12 protein-coding genes and 1 tRNA gene are annotated in these 19,937 nt (G+C 46.4%); 10 read left to right on the forward strand and 3 right to left on the reverse strand.

Features of this window, described 5'->3' with window-relative positions; translation table 11 throughout:
• Positions 1-53 precede the first annotated feature (53 nt).
• The gene (gene greA, locus DW896_RS12620; protein WP_005824394.1) at positions 54-518 is read left to right on the forward strand and encodes a transcription elongation factor GreA; all 465 of its coding nucleotides are present in this window, start codon (positions 54-56) and stop codon (positions 516-518) included.
• A 49-nt stretch (positions 519-567) separates the two neighbouring features.
• Positions 568-960, forward strand: coding sequence for an HIT family protein (locus DW896_RS12625; protein ID WP_005824396.1), 393 nt, complete (start codon positions 568-570; stop codon positions 958-960).
• A gap of 100 nt (positions 961-1,060) precedes the next feature.
• On the opposite strand, the gene DW896_RS12630 is transcribed toward DW896_RS12625, so the two are convergent.
• On the reverse strand, positions 1,061-2,146 hold the full coding sequence (locus DW896_RS12630) for a mannose-1-phosphate guanylyltransferase (RefSeq protein ID WP_008661978.1): 1,086 nt from the start codon (positions 2,144-2,146) through the stop codon (positions 1,061-1,063).
• Positions 2,147-2,303: 157 nt separating this feature from the next.
• Between DW896_RS12630 and DW896_RS12635 the strand changes: the two genes are divergently transcribed.
• The 3 genes from DW896_RS12635 (at position 2,304) to DW896_RS12645 (ending at position 4,890) form a co-directional block, all read left to right on the forward strand.
• Positions 2,304-2,387: transfer RNA gene (locus DW896_RS12635), tRNA-Leu, on the forward strand.
• A 75-nt stretch (positions 2,388-2,462) separates the two neighbouring features.
• The gene (locus DW896_RS12640; protein WP_034525383.1) at positions 2,463-3,272 is read left to right on the forward strand and encodes a Fic family protein; all 810 of its coding nucleotides are present in this window, start codon (positions 2,463-2,465) and stop codon (positions 3,270-3,272) included.
• A 229-nt stretch (positions 3,273-3,501) separates the two neighbouring features.
• The gene (locus DW896_RS12645) at positions 3,502-4,890 is read left to right on the forward strand and encodes a PAS domain-containing protein (RefSeq protein ID WP_009037358.1); all 1,389 of its coding nucleotides are present in this window, start codon (positions 3,502-3,504) and stop codon (positions 4,888-4,890) included.
• Between the two features lie 10 nt (positions 4,891-4,900).
• Here the strand turns inward: DW896_RS12645 and DW896_RS12650 are convergent, their stop codons facing one another.
• Positions 4,901-5,860 (reverse strand): FimB/Mfa2 family fimbrial subunit, encoded by a 960-nt coding sequence (locus DW896_RS12650; RefSeq protein WP_005833650.1) that lies wholly within the window; start codon positions 5,858-5,860, stop codon positions 4,901-4,903.
• Between the two features lie 347 nt (positions 5,861-6,207).
• Here DW896_RS12650 and DW896_RS12655 point away from each other — a divergent pair, with 347 nt between their 5' ends.
• Genes DW896_RS12655 through DW896_RS12670 form a run of 4 tightly spaced genes read left to right on the forward strand, consistent with a single transcriptional unit; the run spans position 6,208 to position 15,737 of the window.
• Entirely contained in the window at positions 6,208-9,402 is a 3,195-nt protein-coding gene (locus DW896_RS12655; protein ID WP_119993314.1) for a TonB-dependent receptor, read from the forward strand.
• Positions 9,403-9,415: 13 nt separating this feature from the next.
• Complete coding sequence (locus DW896_RS12660; protein WP_009037356.1) at positions 9,416-11,095, forward strand: RagB/SusD family nutrient uptake outer membrane protein; 1,680 nt, start codon at positions 9,416-9,418, stop codon at positions 11,093-11,095.
• Between the two features lie 41 nt (positions 11,096-11,136).
• A complete protein-coding gene (locus DW896_RS12665; RefSeq protein WP_034529142.1) occupies positions 11,137-13,107 on the forward strand; it encodes a hypothetical protein in 1,971 nt (656 codons plus the stop codon).
• A gap of 8 nt (positions 13,108-13,115) precedes the next feature.
• Positions 13,116-15,737, forward strand: coding sequence for a hypothetical protein (locus DW896_RS12670; protein ID WP_119993317.1), 2,622 nt, complete (start codon positions 13,116-13,118; stop codon positions 15,735-15,737).
• Positions 15,738-16,131: 394 nt separating this feature from the next.
• On the opposite strand, the gene DW896_RS12675 is transcribed toward DW896_RS12670, so the two are convergent.
• Positions 16,132-17,700: a glycoside hydrolase family 43 protein gene (locus DW896_RS12675; protein ID WP_119993319.1), complete on the reverse strand. Its 1,569-nt coding sequence runs from the start codon at positions 17,698-17,700 to the stop codon at positions 16,132-16,134.
• Positions 17,701-17,952: 252 nt separating this feature from the next.
• Between DW896_RS12675 and DW896_RS12680 the strand changes: the two genes are divergently transcribed.
• Entirely contained in the window at positions 17,953-19,734 is a 1,782-nt protein-coding gene (locus DW896_RS12680; protein WP_119993322.1) for a cellulase family glycosylhydrolase, read from the forward strand.
• Positions 19,735-19,937: the final 203 nt, after the last annotated feature.

Genomic DNA, 19,937 nt, shown 5'->3' on the forward strand with positions numbered 1-19,937 from the left:
TTTTTGTTTATAGTACCATTAAAAACTAACATAACATTTAAGGAGGAAAAAGTATGGCTTATATGTCAGAAGACGGCTACAAGAAATTGATGGCCGAATTGAAACACCTGGAGACGGTGGAACGTCCCAAAATATCGGCTGCCATTGCCGAAGCGCGTGACAAAGGTGATTTGTCGGAAAATGCAGAGTATGACGCTGCTAAGGAAGCTCAAGGTATGCTTGAGATGAAAATTAACAACTTGAAGCTGACCATTGCCGACGCTAAGATTATTGATGAGTCGAAGTTGAAAACCGATTCTGTACAGATTCTCAATAAGGTAGAGCTTAAGAACGTGAAGAATGGCATGAAGATGGTTTATACTATCGTTTCCGAAAGTGAAGCCAATCTGAAGGAAGGAAAGATTTCCGTCAATACTCCGATTGCACAAGGTCTGCTTGGCAAGAAAGTAGGTGACATCGCAGAAATTAAAGTTCCGCAGGGCATGATTAACCTGGAAGTAGTGAACATATCCTTTTAAAGGAAGGCAGGTCCGCATACGGGCTTGCCTTATTTTATAATTTATAGCTATGGCAACAATATTCAGTAGAATTATCGCAGGTGAAATACCTTGCTACAAGGTGGCGGAGGATGACAGATTCTTTGCGTTCCTTGACATCAATCCGTTGGTAAAAGGTCATACATTAGTCATTCCCAAGCAGGAAGTGGATTATATCTTCGATTTGAACGATGAGGATTTGGCGGCGATGCATGTTTTCGCCAAGAGAGTGGCACTTGCCATCGGCAAGGCCTTTCCGTGTAGAAAGGTAGGAGAAGCGGTATTGGGGCTGGAAGTGCCTCATGCGCACATACATTTGATTCCTATGCAGAACGAAAAAGATATGCTTTTCTCCAATCCCAAACTGAAACTGACGGACGAAGAATTCAAGGCTGTGGCAGAAGCTATCCGTGCAGTGCTTTAATCGGTTTATTTTCCTCCCCTAAATAAACGGAAGCGGGAGTTGGACTTCATCCAGCTCCCGCTATTTTTTTGCCTTCGGCACCTATCCTTTAATTTTTAATTTAAATGTATTCCTCTCCCAGTTTTATCTGGGCATCATTCACATATTTGCGGATGGTATGTTCTTCATCTTTCTTGCAAATCAGTAATACATTGTCCGACTCGGCTATGAGATAACCTTCCAAACCGTCGATAACTGCAAGTTTGTTGTCGGGCAGCACCACGATATTGTCTTTGCTATTATAGATGAGGGATTTACATTTTAAGGCTACATTGCCTGCTTCATCTTTGGGAGACAAATCATACAAAGACCCCCAGGTTCCTAAATCAGACCAGCCGAAATCGCCTAATGACACATATACATTGTCTGCCTTTTCCATGATGCCGAAGTCTATGGAGACATTGGGGCAAGCAGGGAAGTTCTCATCAATGAATTGTTTCTCTTGGACTGTTCCATACACATCTTTGCCGGGGGCCAGTTTGGAAGTCAGCTCGGGCAGCAGGGCTTCGTTTGCCTTGATGATGGTATTTACGTTCCACATGAACAGACCAGAGTTCCAATAGAATTCTCCACTTTCCACGAATACTTTTGCCAGTTCCAGTTCGGGCTTTTCAGTGAAGGTTTTTACCTTGTAGAAATTATCACCGGCGGCTTCGGCTATTTGTATATAGCCATATCCGGTTTCCGGACGGTTGGGCTTGATGCCGAGTGTCAGCAGATTGTCCGATTGGGAAACGAAGTCCAGCCCTTTTTCGATAGCTGCCAGAAATTCGCCTTCCTTCAGGATTAAGTGGTCCGAAGGAGCTACCACTATATTGGCGTTCGGATTCAAGGCGCAGATATGATAGGAAGCCCACGCAATGCAGGGGGCTGTATTCCTGCGTGTCGGCTCCAGTAGAATCTGTTCGGGTTTAAGTTCGGGAAGCTGTTCTTTTACAAGGTCGGCATACAAGTCATTTGTTACGATAAGTATATTTTCCATGGGGATTACCTGCTTGAAGCGGTCGAAGGTTTGCTGCAGCAAGGAACGTCCTGTACCGAAGAAATCCAGAAACTGTTTTGGAAGTGTCTTGCGGCTGAATGGCCAGAAACGGCTGCCGATTCCTCCGCCCATAATTACACAGAAATTATCCTTATTGGTTACCATGCTATTGATTTTAAAAGTTTCTGCTAATGTACTGCATATTTTACAAACAAGGAATGATTCAAGCAGGTTTTATCGTTTTTTTCGCCTTTTTTTAGGAAAAGTATTGCAGGTTTAGAAAAAAGCTGTATCTTTGCACCGCATTTGAGAAGTCAAACATGCCCAGATGGCGGAATCGGTAGACGCGCTGGTCTCAAACACCAGTGGATTCACTTCCATCCCGGTTCGACCCCGGGTCTGGGTACGAAATAAAGAAGCGGGGAAAGTTTTAATGCTTTTCCCGCTTTCTTTTTATACTTATCTTTTATGCCCTTTGCTCATGGGAACAGATATCTGGCAAGAGATAGAAGTACTGAATCAAGAATTTGTGAGGCTTGGTATCAGTCAGTCGGTAGACTATGAAAAGTACTACCTCTATTCGCTTATTACCCATTCTACTGCTATTGAGGGCTCTACACTTACCGAATTGGATACCCAGTTGCTTTTTGATGAGGGGGTAACAGCTAAAGGAAAGCCGTTGGTCTATCATCTGATGAATGAGGATTTGAAGAAGGCATACGAACTCGCCAAAGAAGAAAGTGCACAAAATGCGGAAATTACGCCTGTTTTCTTACAAAAATTGAATGCTGCTCTAATGCGTACTACTGGGAGTGTATATAATGTAATGGGCGGTTCTTTTGATTCTTCTAAAGGTGAATTTCGTTTGTGCGGCGTTACTGCTGGGGTGGGCGGGTGTTCTTATATGAGCTATCCTAAAGTTCCCGCTAAAGTAGAAGAACTTTGTTCTATATTGAGAGAAAAGCAAAAGAATATGGAAACATTTCGGGAACGATATGAATTGAGTTTCAATGCTCATCTCAATTTGGTAACCGTTCATCCGTGGGTAGATGGCAATGGGAGAACGGCTCGTTTGTTGATGAACTATATCCAGTTCTGCCATCATCTTTTTCCGACGAAAATCTTTAAAGAAGATAGGGGCGACTATATTCTTTCTTTGCGGCAGTCGCAAGAAGATGAGAACAGTCAGCCTTTCTTGGACTTTATGGCAGCGCAGCTGAAAAAATCATTTGCGTCAGAGATTGAGAAATACAATACTGGACGTAAAAAAGGTTTTAATCTCATGTTTTGAAAAGCGACGATTCCTTCCTGATAAGCTCATATAGGCATTAGCTGATTGTGCTGTATCATCCTTTTGTATTGGGTTATTCTCAAAATATTCTCTTCTCGGCATTAAATACAAAATAATGGGTGTAAAATGCAAATTTATTTCGTAGATACTGTTTTCGCATTTATTTTTTTCTAAATTTGCAGTAGCTGGAATCTTATCTAACTATTTAATTATTAAATGTTTGCCAATTATGACAAAACATGTTCCTCTTTTTTTACCTCTCGGAAGTATTCGGTTACTGACGATATTCTTCTCTTTTTGTATAATCTTTGTTCATCCGGCATTGGCTGACAAAATGGCTGAAAGCCCCGAACTTTTCGATACTGCTTTCACCTTGCAGGAAAGGCTTGATATTCCCGACGGGTTTGTTCAAAGAGAGATGGTCTATATTTCCATTCTTTTAGGTACATTGGTGCTGTGCCTCTTCTTTTTCTTCATGCAGAGGCGGATGAAGAAATTGAGGGAAAGGGACCGGGAGAGGTATCTGCAACTGTTGGAAGGCATTCTTGATAATCTTCCCATTGCGGCAAAAGTGAAGGATGTGAATGATGGGATGCGCTATACTTTTTGGAATAAAAAGGCAGAGGAACTCTTTGAATGTTCGGCCAGAGAGGCTATAGGCAAGACGGATTTTGAAACAATGCCAGAGGCTGCGGCTTTAATTAGGAAGGAGGATGAAGAGTTGGTCAAGACGGGGATTCCACAAGAAGGTATACGACGTTTTTTTACCAAGAAGAACGAGGAGCGGTTTACCTTCCAGAACAATAATTTTATAAAGCTTTCTGATGGTCGCAAGTGGATTGTTTATACTGCTTGGGACATTACTGATTTGAAAATCATGGAGCGCAAGCTACGTCTGGCCAAAGAGGAGGCTGAGGAGTCCAACCGGATAAAATCGGCTTTCCTGGCCAATATGAGTCATGAGATACGTACTCCGCTCAATGCAATAGTTGGTTTTTCGAGTATTTTGACCACGGAAGTGTCTGAGGAAGAACGGGTGGAGTATCTCGATATTATAGAGCGGAATAATGAACTGCTGTTGCAGCTCATCAATGACATTCTGGATTTGTCGAAGATAGAAGCCGGTACATTGGAGTATGTCTATGCTAACGTGGATATCAATAAAATGGTGTCCGAGATAGAGCAGGCTACAAGTATCAGGCTGACCAATAAAGACGTGCGTCTGGTCACGGTTACGCCATTGCCCGGTTTGCTGCTGTATACCGATCAGCGCAGAATTACTCAGGTATTCAATAACTTCATCAGTAATGCGCTGAAGTTTACTGCTGCCGGTAGCATTACCATTGGTTACGGAATGCCCGAAAATAGCTATATCCGTTTTTATGTCACCGATACCGGGACGGGGATATCATCTGAGAATGCGCAGGGGATTTTTAACCGCTTTGTGAAGCTGGATTCCTTTAAGCAAGGTACCGGACTGGGACTGGCCATTTCGCAAAACATTGTGAAGGAACTGAAAGGAGAGATAGGGGTGGAGTCACAGTTGAGCAAGGGCTCCACTTTCTGGTTCACGTTGCCTTTTTATAAGATGGACGCGCACCGTTCTATCTTTCCTTGATGCTGCAAGCTCAATCCAATGAAGGGACATCGATTGTCTGGCTTTCCTCGTTCCAGTTGTCAAGGGTGAATTCTCCGGATGATTCTTCGGAAAAGATGTCTCCCAGAGTGAGGGTCAGGGTCAGTTTGGAGTTTGCTTCCAAAGGTCCGTTCAATGTTTGCTTGAAACTTTTCACGTTTCCATTTTTCAGTATGATGCTCATCTGGAATTCCGGTTTCCCGAAAGAAGGGAAGAGCATGACGGTGGCGTTGCTCATTTGTGTACCGTCGACGGAACGGACCAGAGGGAAGGCTACTGTGCGTGGGCTTCCTTGAGGAGCGGCGGTGTAGAAATTCAGTTCTCCAGCAATATTGGTGATGCGCACCACCATGCTGTCGATGCTCGAACTGAGGATGCCGTTGTTCTTGTCCTTGATGATTACTTTCAGTCCGGTCACTACCCGTTTGAGGGATGCTTTCAGGTCCTCACTTCCAATGTTGGCAGGCTGGACGGCGTGTACCAGGTCGAATACCGGATAATAGGTTGTGTCCGCTTCCATTTTGAATAGGGAGAAGTGTTGCCGGGACATGTCTTCGCCTAAGATGTAGACCGGGTCCCTCATGAGAGGATGTGCATAAATCGGCTCCTCGTATTTAGGGGTTCCCCAATAAATCATGTTATAGAGACCTGCGGGTAAGGATAACTCTCGATTGACGCCATCGTTATAGAAAGCTCCGTCTTTAACTTGGTAGTAACCGTAAAAAGGTGTCAGCTTCCGGTTTATGTAGTTTCCATAATAAATAGAGGTGCCCGCCTTGCAGGGCATGATGGTCAGTATGCCGGTCAGCGGGCTTTGTCCGCTTTCTGTGGACACGTCCATCAAAAGTCGTGGTGATACCAACTCACTGCTTTTTTCTATCTGGGGCGGATTGTCATCGGCGCAGCTTGCCACGATTGCGGCAAGTACTGCAAATACTACTAATTTTTTCATTATCTGTTAAGCTTTAGGTTGTTCTTCCTTGAGAACGTTTTTAGAAAGAAATGGTTCTTTGTACTCCGGAGAAAGTATATTGGGGATGGAAAAGTGAGGTGAAACCAATTCCGGTATTGAGGGGAATGGGAAGAATAGCCCCTCTTCAAAAGGCTTAGAGAAGGGACGGAAAACAAATTATACCTTTTTTAGTAACATTTTAGAAGCCTTGATTAACGAAATCATATACTCTTCGTAACAATTTCTCGACATTCTTTTCTTGTTCCTCCATACATTTGCATCCGAGTTCTTTGGTATTAATTGAAGAACACAATGAATCTTTGATATTAACCATTAAATAATGTACAATGAGAAAAACATTCTTGGAAAAGTGCATAAATCTGCGTTTATGCCGTGTTGCATTGGTACTTTTGTTTCTTGTACCTGCAATCAGTAGCCTGCAGGCTAATCCTTCTCAAAACAAGACCATTTCGGGTGTTGTGACATCGGCTACGGATAGTGAGCCGTTGATAGGTGTCAGCGTGCAGGTGAGAGAAACCGCTACGGGTGGAATTACCGACATTGATGGCCGGTATTCGGTAAGTGCCCAACAAGGACAGACACTGGTGTTTTCTTACATCGGTTATCAATCACAGGAAATCAAGGTAGGTACTTCTTCCGTCATCAATGTGGTGCTGAAGGAGGACACGGAAATGTTGGATGAAGTGGTTGTAGTGGGCTATGGTGTCCAGAAGAAGAAATTGGTGACGGGTGCCACTGTTCAGGTGAAGGGTGACGAAATAGCCAAGATGAATACAACCAATCCCTTGCAGGCTATGCAGGGACAGACACCGGGTGTAAGTATTGCTTCGACTTCCGGTCAACCGGGTGCTGACATGAAAGTGAGTATCCGTGGTCTTGGTACCGTGGGAAATAGTGCTCCTCTTTATCTGATTGATGGTGTGGGTGGTGATATTTCTACTTTGAATCCTGCCGATATTGAAAGTATAGATGTACTGAAAGATGCGGCTAGTGCGGCTATCTACGGTTCGGCCGGTGCTAATGGTGTAGTGCTTATTACTACCAAGCAAGGGCGCGAAGGTAAAGCGCAGATTAGTTTCGATGCTTATTATGGAATACAGAATGTAGCTCGTAAGGCCAATATGCTGAATGCAAAAGAGTATATGGCCATTATGGATGAGCAGGCTTTGAATAGCGGACTTTCGGCTTACGATTGGAGCCAATACCAGTCTATTTACGATGCCAATGGCAATGTGTATGATACGGATTGGGTAGATACTATGTTCAAAGATAATGCCACAACGGAGAGCTATACGCTGGGTGTCACTGGTGGAAGCGCAACTTCCACTTATGCCCTTTCGTTAGGATATATGAGTCAGGAAGGTATTGTCGGCGGTTCGGATGTGTCTAACTATTCGCGTTACAATTTCCGTGTGAACAGCGAGCACAAACTTTTCAAGGATATTTTGAAAGTGGGCGAGCAGGTGAGTTTTGTATATAAGATGAATAACGGTATCAGTGTAGGCAACCAATATAATAATACCTTACGCGGTGCATTCGGAACATCGCCTATCGCTCCTGTCTATAGCGATAATAATCTTTATGATTCGCCTTACAATGACACCAGTACCAGTGACTGGAATAAAGGTGATGGAAACCCTTATGGTTTAATGATGACCGACAGCAACAATGAGAACAAAACGGCTACTTTTTCCGGTAATGTTTATGCTGAATTGCAGCCTGTCAAGAATTTGAAGATAAAGTCTGTATTCGGTGTGGTTTATGGTTCCAGCGAATACCGTAGTTTCAAGCCTCTCTACAAGTTCAGCCAATATATATATAATGAAGAACGTACTACCGTATCTCAAAATGCCAATCACTCTTTGGGTATGACATGGACCAATACGGCTTCTTATGACTGGACTATGGGAGAACATTCGTTCAACGCCTTGCTGGGTATGGAAGCCTATCGTTACGAGGGCACTTATATCGAAGCTAAAAATGGTATGTTGAAAGAAGGTTTTGATGATTGGGAGCATGCTTTTGTGGGCAACGGAACGGCCTCCGATTCGACCAACGGCTTGGGTGTCAGTGGCAATCCGCATACCGAGAGCCGCAAGGTGTCCTATTTCGGCCGATTGGGTTGGAACTGGAAAGAAACTTATATGGTCAATGCTACTTTGCGTGCAGACGGTTCGAGCAACTTTGCCAAAGGCAACCGTTTTGGTTACTTCCCTTCGGTATCGGCAGGATGGACCATTACTAACGAAAAATTCATGGAAAGTACGCAAAACTGGCTCGACTTCCTGAAAATACGTGCCAGCTGGGGACAAGTGGGTAATGCCAACATTGACGCATTCCAATATCTGGCTCCTATCAAGAGTACCAATACACACTATCTTTTCGGCAGCGGTTACGGCGACTCGGATGCTGCGGCACAGCTCGGAACCAACTGGGGAGCTTACCCTAGTCGTCTGGCTAATGCTGACATCAAGTGGGAGACTTCACAGCAGACCAATATCGGTCTTGATGCCCGATTCCTCAACAGTCGCCTGGGTGTTAATTTCGATTTCTACATTAAAGATACTAAAGACTGGCTCGTGGTGGCTCCTATTCTTGCTACTGCCGGAGCAGGTGCTCCTTATATTAATGGCGGTGGAGTGAGAAACACCGGTGTGGAACTCAATCTTACTTGGAATGACCAAATAGGCAAAGACTTTAGTTACAATATCGGTATCAACGGTGCCTACAATAAGAATAAGGTCGGAGAGATTCCTAACGACGATGGTATCATTCATGGCTCTACCAACCAGTTGTATGACAATACTCCTGAATTCTATCGTGCCGAGAATGGTAAGCCTATCGGTTATTTCTATGGTTTCAAGACAGCAGGCATATTCCAAAACAATCAAGAAATAGAGGATTGGATTAAGGCTGGTAACGGTGTGCTGCAAGCTGACGTACAACCAGGTGACGTGAAGTTTGTGGACATCAACCATGACGGACGGGTGAACGAGCTTGACAAGACCGATCTTGGTAACGGTATTCCTGATTTCACTATGGGCTTCAATCTCGGTTTCAACTGGAAAGGACTTGATTTCTCTGTAGTGGCCAACGGTGCTTTCGGACAGCAGATTGTCCAGAGCTATCGTAACCATACCTCCAAGCAAGCCAATTATACTACTGCAATTTTAGGACGTTGGACAGGAGAGGGAACCAGCAATCGCATACCTCGTGTCACAGACCAGAATCTCAACTGGCAGTTCTCAGACCTCTATGTGCAGGATGGTGATTACCTGCGAATCAGTAACATTACTTTGGGCTACGACTTTGCCAAGCTACTGAGATGTAAGGTCATCAGTCAGTGTCGTATCTATGCTCAGGTACAGAATGCGTTCACATTTACCAAATATGACGGCATGGATCCGGAAATAGGTTATGGTCCCGAAGGAGATAACGGACAAGGTTGGGTGTCGGGCGTTGATTTAGGTTATTACCCCCGTCCCCGTACCGTATTGTTTGGTGTTAACTTGAAATTTTAAAATATAGACTGATATGAAGAAAAACAAAAATATATTTATGGCAAGTGTCCTGCTCCTGAGTTTGGGACTGGCTTCGTGTACCGACAGTTTTCTCGATGTTACGTCGAAGACTGAATCTTCAACCGGTACATTCTATAAGACTGAAAAAGATGCTTATCGTGCTCTGATAGGTTGTTATGATGGTTGGCGCCAGACTTCATCAGCCATGATGGTAGGGTTTTATATAGCTTCCGAGGTGATGAGTGCCGAGTGTTTTGGCGCTACCGGAAATGCCGATGGACGTGGCTATCAGGCCATTGACCGTTTTGACATCTCCCAATCGCCGGCTGACCTCAACCTATACGAAGGTGACTGGAAAAATTATTATGCGGGCGTCTATCGTTGCAACGAGCTGATAGCTCATGAAGAGCAGATTGTATGGAATGAATCGGATAGCAAACGTGGTATCTATATGGGCGAATGTCGTACGTTGCGTGCATTGCTTTATCTGGATATGGTTCGTTTATGGGGGAATATCCCACTCTTTCTGGAACCGGTAAACGAAAATCGCGCTCCTTCACCTGCCAAAGAGGTGTTCAGTGCCATATTTACTGACTTAAAATATGCTATCGAGAATATTCCCGGTGACGCTTATCCCAAGGCCGACTATACCAAGAACGACGGACATATTACAAAATATGCCGCCGAGGCTTTGCTGGCACGTGCCTATCTTTTCTATACCGGATATTACGGTGAAGAACCTGTAGAGGTGACTCGTGCCGAAGCTTTGGCTGCTGTAGAAGACGTAATCGCTTCAGGAGAATATGGTTTGGTACCGCAATTCAAGAATTTATGGCCGGCTTCTTCTGCAAAAGTGGCCGAAAAAGGAGACTATGAAACTTTGAAGGGTACATATGCCGGTGATGGAAACAAGGAAACCATTCTTGCGTTGAAATTTACCGCTACTCAGGATTATAACGGGAATAATGACTCCAACCGTTGGCAGGTGATGTTGGGTATGCGCCAGCTTAATGCTGCTCCCTATTGCAAGGGATGGGGCGCATTGACGGTAAATCCTGATTTTGTGGAAGCGTTTCCCACTGGTGACCTCCGCCGTTCGGCTTCTATCATTGATTTGGTAGGGGAAGGAATCACCGGTTCGGCCGACTTTACCACCAGTTTTAATGACTGGCGTGAATATACCGGCTATGCTGTGAAGAAGTATGCTCCCCTTTGCTATGCCGATGGAAGCCATGCCGGTAAGCAGGATGGTAGCGGTGACTTCCAGACACAGAACCGCCAAGACTACGTTATTATCCGTTATGCCGACGTATTGTTGATGGCCGCAGAACTGGGTAGCCCCAATGCGCAAACTTATTTCGACCAAGTGCGTAAGCGTGCTTATCAGGTTGATGACAACGGAACAGTATCGGCCAACTATCAAGCTAAGAGTGTGTCTCAACAAGCTATTATGGAAGAACGTCGTCTTGAATTTGCTTTTGAAAGCATTAATTATTGGGATCTCCTGCGTCAAGGTATAGACGTGGCAGCCGAGAAGCTCGCCTTGAATGGTGTCAAGGTGAAGAGTGGAGGCGCTGATGATGCAATAACCATACGGGTCGACCGTGTGAAAGCCACCAAAGGCTTGAGCCAGATTCCTTATAATCAAATTAACCTTTCACAGAGTGTACTTGTGCAGAATCCCGGATGGTGAGTACCATTAATAGAGTAAATAAAAAATAAAAACAATAAGATATGAGACTTAAATCATTCTTTTCCATATTGGCAGGAGCGGCTTTGATATTTTCCGCTTGCTCGCCCGAAGAGTACGAGATGGGGGCAAAAACCTATGTTTCCGATGATTTGGTGGAAGGTATCGCCTATACGGTGACCCCTGATGCCAATGATCCTAATACGATTCATCTGACTTCGCTCATCAAGGGAGCCACTCCCTTGTGGGTCACTCCAAGCGGTCCTTCTCAAAGGACCACTCTTGACTTGGCACTTCCTTTTGCCGGAGAATATAGCGTGACTTTCGGCGCTTCCACACCGGCAGGTCCGGTATATGGCGAACCATATACCTTCAAGGTAGAGACCAATAACTTTGCCATGCTCGAAGACCCTATCTGGGCTAACCTTGCTGGTGGAGTGGGCAAGAGCCGTAAGTGGGTTCCCATTGACAAGAACTTTGGTATTGGCCGTTGTTCGGGACCGGTGATGTACATGAGCCACACTGATGTGAAAAATGATGGAAGCAATATTACCGACCTTATGATTGGTAGCGCCAATTGGGCTCCCAACTGGGATCCGGGTATCCAATCGTGGCTCATTCCGGCAGACGACCCCTATTTCCAGTCGTACATCACTTTCGGCCTGGATGCTGTGAAAGGCTGTACGGTGGAACTTCATCGGGTGGCTGCTTCGGGCACGACGGATGCCACCGGAACTTTCAACTTGAATGTGTCTGACCCGAAACGCCCTGTCATATCTTTCTATGGCGGTACCTATTCATTGCATAACGAGGGTTTTGATGATGTCTGTTCCAACTATACCAACGACATCAAGATTATAGAATGTACTCCTTATCTGCTGCAGGTAGCTACGATGCGTACCAATAGCGAAGGTCCGTGGTGGCTGGTGTGGAACTTCATTTCCGAAGAGGCTTATAATGACCCCAGTATCATACCGACTGAAGATCCGGGTTTGCTTCAGCCTGCCGAAGTACAACAGCCTGCCATTGAAGATTTGGCAACCAAACTGTTCACTACTGAAATCAACGGTGTCACCTATGTGGGCAATGAGGCACGCTTCCTCATCAATGATGAAGAACCTTATGACTGGACATGGTGGAATGGTGGCTCTGCTGCTTGGGAAAGCGTAGTGAAGGGACAGTACGGTTCTTCATGGGCACCTGTGGCCGATGCTTCCATTGCCGACTATGAGCTGGTATTGAGCAGCACGGCCGATGGCTACAAATGGGATGACGGTACCAATGCCGGTAAGCTTGCCATTGAAGACGGCAAATTGAAATTTATGGATGCCGACGGCAATCCGGTTGAGATAACCGTCCTCACCGCTACCGGTGATAAGCGCACGGTGGAAGTGAAGGGAAGCGAGTTTACCGTAATGGCTTGCGATGTCACCAGCTCTTTCCAGATGGGTGTGCCTGCAACGACCAATGACAAGGGAGCCGTGGATTCTTATCTTTGTGCCAACCTCAACTACAAACCTATCGCTACCGGACCTACCGGGCCTACTGAAATCAAGGTAGACAACAGCAAGGTACAAATTCTTTTCGGTGACGGAAATCCCGATCGTTTGCGCTTGCAGTTCTACAATCCTTGGGGCGGTGGTGACGCGGGATGGCCGATCGACATCACGAAGGTGAAGTTGAAAAAGAACCAGACGCTGAAGATACAGTACAAAGTGCTGAGTGGAATCACTTGGAACGAGGGCGCGACTCCTAAGACCGTGATTATGGACAATAACATCGGAAATGCTTGGGAAGATGACTGCTACAACCTGGCTCATGCCGTGGCCTTTGATACTGCCGAAGGAGCTGTACAGACTGTGTCCGTGACCAATACCACCGGTGCCACTGTGACTTACGAAGGAAGCAGTTGTATCTGTATCGGTATCCAGAATAAGGGACTTGCTACTGTGGCTGCCACCGAAGACGGACAGCCGGATGTGAAGGTTGAGATAATTTCGATGACCATTGAATAACCACTTAAATGAATTTAGTATATATGAAGACAAAGATATATTTAGGAATACTTTCATTTGTACTGGGTCTTTCGCTGGCTTCGTGCAGTGAAGATGACGACTATACTATCCACACCACCCCGATTCTGAACGAATCGTCGGTGGTGACGGGGTCGTCCGATGTGACCGCCACTACCGCTACACTCCATGCCACGCTCTCCGGGTTGGATGGCATGGATGCCGGAAGCTATAAGACCGGCTTCTTCTATGGTTTTGCGCAAGACAACCTGCCCGAGGACGTGCAGGCTGCTTATGACGGCAGCGCCTTCAGTGCTCAGTTGAACGGGTTGAACAATAACTCTACGCTCTATTATCAGGCTTATGTATGCTTGCAGGGTAAGGTGTATTACAAAGGTGAGGTGAAAAGCTTGCTCACCACCGATGCCAAGGTGGCTACTGCCGATGCCGCATCTGTCGACTTCGCCTCGGCTGTATTGGGTGGGACATTGACCGATGCTACGGCCGATGCTACTTGTGGTGTTGTTATCTCTACTTCATCCGATGTAGAAGCGGTTCGTGCAGGCCTTATAGTGAAGAGTGAGGAACTTAAGGACAGCTATTCATTCGTCCATGAAGGGTTGGTGCCCGAAACGCAATACTATTATGCGGCTTACCTCAATCTGGGTAGCGGCATTGTGTATGGTGAGGTGAAGAGCTTCACTACTCCTGCCTATGACTTCGATCTCGACAATGACCTTGTCGACCTGGGACTCTCCGTGAAGTGGGCTCGCTTCAATGTGGGTGCCAAGAGCGAGACTGGACTGGGTGGCCTTTTCGGATTCGGTGACCTGACCGGATGCAACAATAGCATCGACCCTGCCGACTATGCTTCGGCCGATACTTATAAAACGGCTTCCGACTTGGCTTTCCGTGCATTTCAAGGGCGTGCCACACTGCCTACTGCCGATGATTTCGAGGAACTCTTCACGTTGTGCCAGAAAGAGTGGACTGAGCAGAATGGAGTGACAGGTTTCAAGTTCACCGGTCCTAATGGTAATTCCATCTTCCTGCCTGCAGCCGGTACGCGTGTGGCAAACGATGTGACAGCGCTGGGTACTGAAGGATATTACCTCACCGGTACTGTCAACTCTTCCAATACAGAATTTGCGGTAGGTTACCAGTTTGCAGCTTCTGTCAATCACCGTATCACTGCCGCAGTTTATCAAGGTATGGCTGTACGCGCTGTTTCCACAGCCAAGAACGTACCGTTCAACAAGGCTCTGCTCTATCAGAAGTGGTATCTTGACAATGGCCAGGACGGTAAGCAGCACGTGTTTGAAGGACCTTTCACGCAGTGGGGTGTTACGGACAACTGGAGCACAGTTTCCAACGGACAACCCAACATTGAACAGCAGATTCATTGGGAGATGGGTACAGATAATGGCTGGATAGGTTATACCTACGGAAAGGACTACGGCTATATGGAACTCAAGGAAGACGGTACGGTGAACATTCATCGCATTGCCGAAGACGGCACCGTGACCGATGAAACCGGTAAGTTTACGATTGACGAGGCGAATAAAGTGATTGACATCGACATAGATGTGCTTTGTGCCAATACTTGGATTGGCACGAAGAGTGGTAAGCTGAACATTCTGTCGTTGACTGCCGACGGCTTGCAGATTGCCCTGCCCGATGGCGACTATGGCTATTCGTTGAACTATTACAGCCAGGCCAAGGCCGATGCCGATGCGCAGGTTCCTGTATTGCTCAATATCGCCGATTCATCATGGGCAGGAAGTTGGGATGCACTGCTTGTAGCCATTTCACCCGAAGACTTGGCTGGACAGCACACGTTTGTTTTCGAGGGAGCTTGTACCGATGCCATGGTGTTTACGCTTGACTTTGCCGGTATGGCGAAGCGCTATCCCAATTCGTTTGTACGCATTGACGAGATTAAGCTGGACGGTACTTCCATTCGGTTTGATGCCAACCGCTTCTATTATGGCGACATTGAAGGAAACGGTAAGTACCGTGTTCAGTTGTTCAATGCTTATGGGGCTGGTTCTGTAGGCAATGCAGTTCCCCTCAGTCCGTTCAGCAATGTAGAAAATCAAGGTACCGAGCCTGCCATCCATTTCAAGGAGAAGCTTGAGATTGTCTGCACCGTCATTACCGACGGTACCGGTGCAGGTATTTATACGCCCAATCTGGTTACTGTCAATCCGGATTGGGGAAGTGCATGGGGATATAACGCAGGAGCTGCGTTCGAGGTGAAATACGAGAACTTCCAGTACAGCCTTGTGGCTTCTCAATTCGACATTAAGTACGAATCTGCCGACTATGCGGCAGGTTCCATCATGACCTTCGTTGAAGTGGCTGACATCTACAAGTATTTCCCCGGTTTGCATGCCACGCTTGACAACCTCTATCTGGATGGCAAGGAAGTGACATTTGATGCATCCAAAGTGCTCGATGCCAATGAATCCCCGAAGTATCGTCTGGAACTTTGGAATTGCTATGGGGCAACAAAGGATAAAGGGTGCGCTTTCGGTACTCCTGATGGTGATGTTATCAAGGAACTTGGTTTCAGCAGTTCTATGGAAGTGAAGTTCACGTTCCACACTCTTTTCTCTGTTCCTGAATGGTAAGAGGGATAGACGGAAATATACTGGTTAGATAGGAAATCCGGGATGCAGGCCATCCCGGATTTTTTGTTTTGCCCTCACCGGTGTGCATCGTTCTGATATAGATTGAAGAACCATAGAGAGAATAAAATAAAGGAGGTGGTCCGTAAGGCGGCGCTTTGATAGCTCTTTGCCTTGTACTTTGTTCGGACGGGATGGGTACTTATTGCGATAAACATAGTGATTTTATGGTATCTCCACTAAAGTGGTCCGCCTTGTTCATAGTAGTGAACAAATCAGCCCACTTAGGTGAACAAACTTGTTCACCTAAGTGGGCCGTTCATGAATCTTTGTACTGAACCGGACAGACAAAAGGGCGGAAGCGGAGAAAAGCAGGGGCTTTCTCTAAGATTGGCTGCTATTTTCCTTCGTAATCAAAGTATTCAAAGTCTGCATATGCTTTTGAGGTTTGAGAACCGGAGATGGCATACAATCCCAGCATGATTCCCGTAAAGCCACCGGCAGTTTCTGTACTGATATAGCGCGTATTCATTCGGCCCAGTTCTTTAAAGTCCTTTCCGTTTGTGGCATACTCGAACGAATAGATTTCGTTGCTGCCTTTTACACGGAGTTGTACTTTCCCCTGGGGCAGAATAACTTCCTTTTCCGTATGGGTCAATTCATTCAATTGGTAGCGCAATACTACAGCTTGTTTCCCGTCTGCCAATTGCTTGACAAATAAATCGTAATGGGACGGTTCGAACATGTAGACCGTCAGGCCGGCTTCGTCGCCACTGGCGGCTTTTTTCAGTTGCATGGAAGTGGTGGCTGTGAAGTCGATATGTTCTTGCCGGCGGCCGACAAAAGTAGGACTGCCTTTCCCGTTGTTCAGGTTTACGGAGGTTGCTTTCAGACGGAGGTTACCGGAAGCAAAGGTATAGTTTTCCGGATGATAGTTTCTGATATGAACCCATTCGGGACCTAATTTGCCGTTTTTGAAATCGGTGCGTGCAGGCTTGGGGGCAAGAGGATGTTGCGGTAGGGTTGGCACATCCATTTGCAGGGCTATTGTACCATCTCCGTTTACTACCGGCCAGGCATTCTTGTCCCAGCGCACGGGAGCAAGGAACGTTTCGCGTCCCAGCAGGTGATGGTTGCCGCTTTGCGGACGGAAAGCGAGACACACCATCCACCACGAACCGTCAGGGGCTTGTATCAGGTCGGCATGGCCGGTTCCTTGTATCGGGCTGTTTTGTGCATTCTTGTTGATGTGGGTCAGGATGGGATTGGCGGGGTTCTCTTCGTACGGGCCGTCTATATCGCGGCTACGGGCTATTGTCACTTTGTGCCCGTATTCCGTGCCGCCTTCGGAAATCAGCAGATAATACCATCCGTCTTTCTTGTAAATATGCGGCCCTTCAGGGTGCCGTCCGCCCGTGCCGTTCCAGATGCGTTTGGACTCGTTGAGTTGTTCGCCGGTTTTGGGGTTGATTTCGCACAGATAGATACCTACGCCCGGATTGCTGACGAGGTAACACTTGCCGTCTTCAAAATAGAGGGACGGGTCTATACCGCCTTGCTTGAGCCATACGGGTTCTGACCATTCGCCACGCGGGTCGGTAGTGTGTACAAGGAAGTTGCCTTTGTCGGACACGTTGGTGGTAATCATGTAGAATGTACCGCTGTTGTAGCGGATGGTAGGTGCATAGATTCCTCCCCATGGGCCGGCGTCGTGAAGCGGCAGTTGTGAGGGGCGCGTCAGGCAGTGTCCGATTTGTTCCCAGTTGATGAGGTCTTTGCTGTGGAACAACGGTACGCCCGGGAAATATTGGAAACTACTGTTGACCAGATAAAAGTCATCTCCTGCGCGGCAGATACTCGGGTCGGGATGGAAACCGGGAATAACGGGATTTTGATAACCTTGCCGGTTTTGTGAAAAGCAGGACAGGCTGAGCGCCAGTCCTAAAAGTAACATCATCTTTCTCATAAATGCATTGTATTTTAAATAGTTTATCAGATATATGAATCAGGGTAGTTGAAGGAAGTGTTTATACACAAAAATAAAGTATTCTTTCGGTTCAAGCAAGCCGGATGTGTCTGATGTCATTCAATGATAACTTTTGAGCCCTATTCGGAAACAAATGATACCGTTGCAGATAACATGGCATCGGTGTGTTTTCCGCCTTTTCCGCTACTTTTGCTCTCACTGATTTAACCATTATTTTTAATACGTAAAGACATGATGAAGAATATCATTGAAAAATTCCAAATTTGCCTGGTGCTGTCGGCACTGCTTTTCTCTTCTTTCGTTGCCGCATGTTCCGGCAATGATGATACTGTGACTCCAGAAATAACGATTCCCGCGAACATTCTGACGGATGGAATGACTTTCTCCAAGACCGGAGGAACAAGTACGCTGAACATCAAGTCGAACGTTGCATTGGAAGTTACCAGCAGTGCACCGGAGTGGTGTAAGGTTACTGCCGAAAGTTCTGCTTCGAGTAGTATTTTGAAGTATACCGTTATGGCAGAAGCCAATACGGACACGAGTGACCGTGAAGCCAAGGTAACGGTGAAAGCCGGAGGCAGCGAAGTAGGGAGCTTCACAGTGAAACAAACGGCTGCGGACGGATTAATCATATCCAACTCTACCTCTTTCGACCTGCCAGCTGCGGGAGGAGATGTTTCTGTGGTGGTGGAAACCAATGGTGACGTACAAGCCGTTTCCGATGTTTCTTGGATAAAGGCAGTCAATACCCGTGCCATGGAAGACAAGATTTTCAAGTTTACCGTCTCTCCCAATCCTTTGGGAGCGCGCGAAGGCCATATTTCTTTTACTTTGGGTAGCCTGACGGAGACTGTGACCGTAAAGCAGGGTGCGGGCGAAACCGGGAATATGGAAAGCGATGCCAGGACACTTGCCGCCAAGATGTATGCAGGTATCAATATCGGCAACACGCTGGAAGCTTGTGATAACAAGAACAAGATAGCGGGCGAAACGTTATGGGGAAATCCTAAAGTGAGTGAGGCATATATCAAAGGGCTGAAGGCATTGGGATTTAATGCGGTGCGCATCCCTTGCGCGTGGGATTACTACATTGTGAATCCATCGACCTATGAGATAGATGCTGCATGGCTCGACCGGGTGAGCGAAGTGGTGGGCTACTGTGTAGCCAATGATATGTATGCCATTGTCAATATCCATTGGGATGGCGGTTGGCTTGAAGAGAGTATCACCCATGGTTACAGCAGCGAAGTAGATGCCAAGCAGAAAGCTATCTGGACACAGATTGCCAATAAACTGAATGCTTATGACGAGCACCTGCTCTTTGCCGGATGTAACGAACCCGGACAGCAAGACCAGGGGAACGTTGGAACATCGGCAATAGATGTTATCTTGAAATATGAACAGACCTTCATTGATGCCGTGCGTGCCACCGGAGGAAATAATGCGAGCCGTTGTCTGATTGTGCAAGGCCCTTATACCAATATTGACAAGACGGTGAATGATTACACGATGCCCAAGGATGAGGTACCCGACCGTCTGATGGTGGAAGTTCACTTCTATGATCCCTATCAGTTCACCATGATGAACCATGACGAAACCTGGAGCAATGTATTCCTTTATTGGGGTAAGGATAATCATGTATCCGGTTCCATTCATAATGCCACCGGTTACGAAGAAGATTATGTGAAGCAGCAATTCCAGAAGATGAAAACGGCCTATGCAGATAAGGGAATTCCTGTGATTGTAGGCGAGTATAGCGCCATGAAGCGTACAAAAGAAGACAAGATAGAGGGTACTTCCGAACCTGCCTATCCCGACATTGACCAGGAGATGCATAACAAGAGCCGCGCCTATTGGAATGAGGTAGTCACCCGAGAGGCGAAAAACCACGGTTGTGTCCCCTTCTATTGGGAAACCGGCGGTGACATGAACCGTGGTACGGGTACGGCGAAGGAGGCTTATGCCATTGAGGGCATCATGAAGGGAGCCGCAGCCGGTAAATACCCTTATTAATTGAGTGGTGGATAGAATAAAAGACAGTTTTCAAAAGTATCATATAAATAGGTTTTATAGGTTACAAGGATTGTTGATATAGTTTTTTTTGATTGGTTATGGAGAAGTATGTCCGCGAGGGATATGCTTCTCCTTCTTTAAAAATCCTTGTCTTTCCTTGCTTTTCTGTTCGTTTTTCACTTCATTTGCAACAAAAATAACTT

Source organism: Bacteroides sp. AM41-16, from assembly GCF_003603495.1.
GTDB lineage: Bacteria > Bacteroidota > Bacteroidia > Bacteroidales > Bacteroidaceae > Bacteroides > Bacteroides uniformis.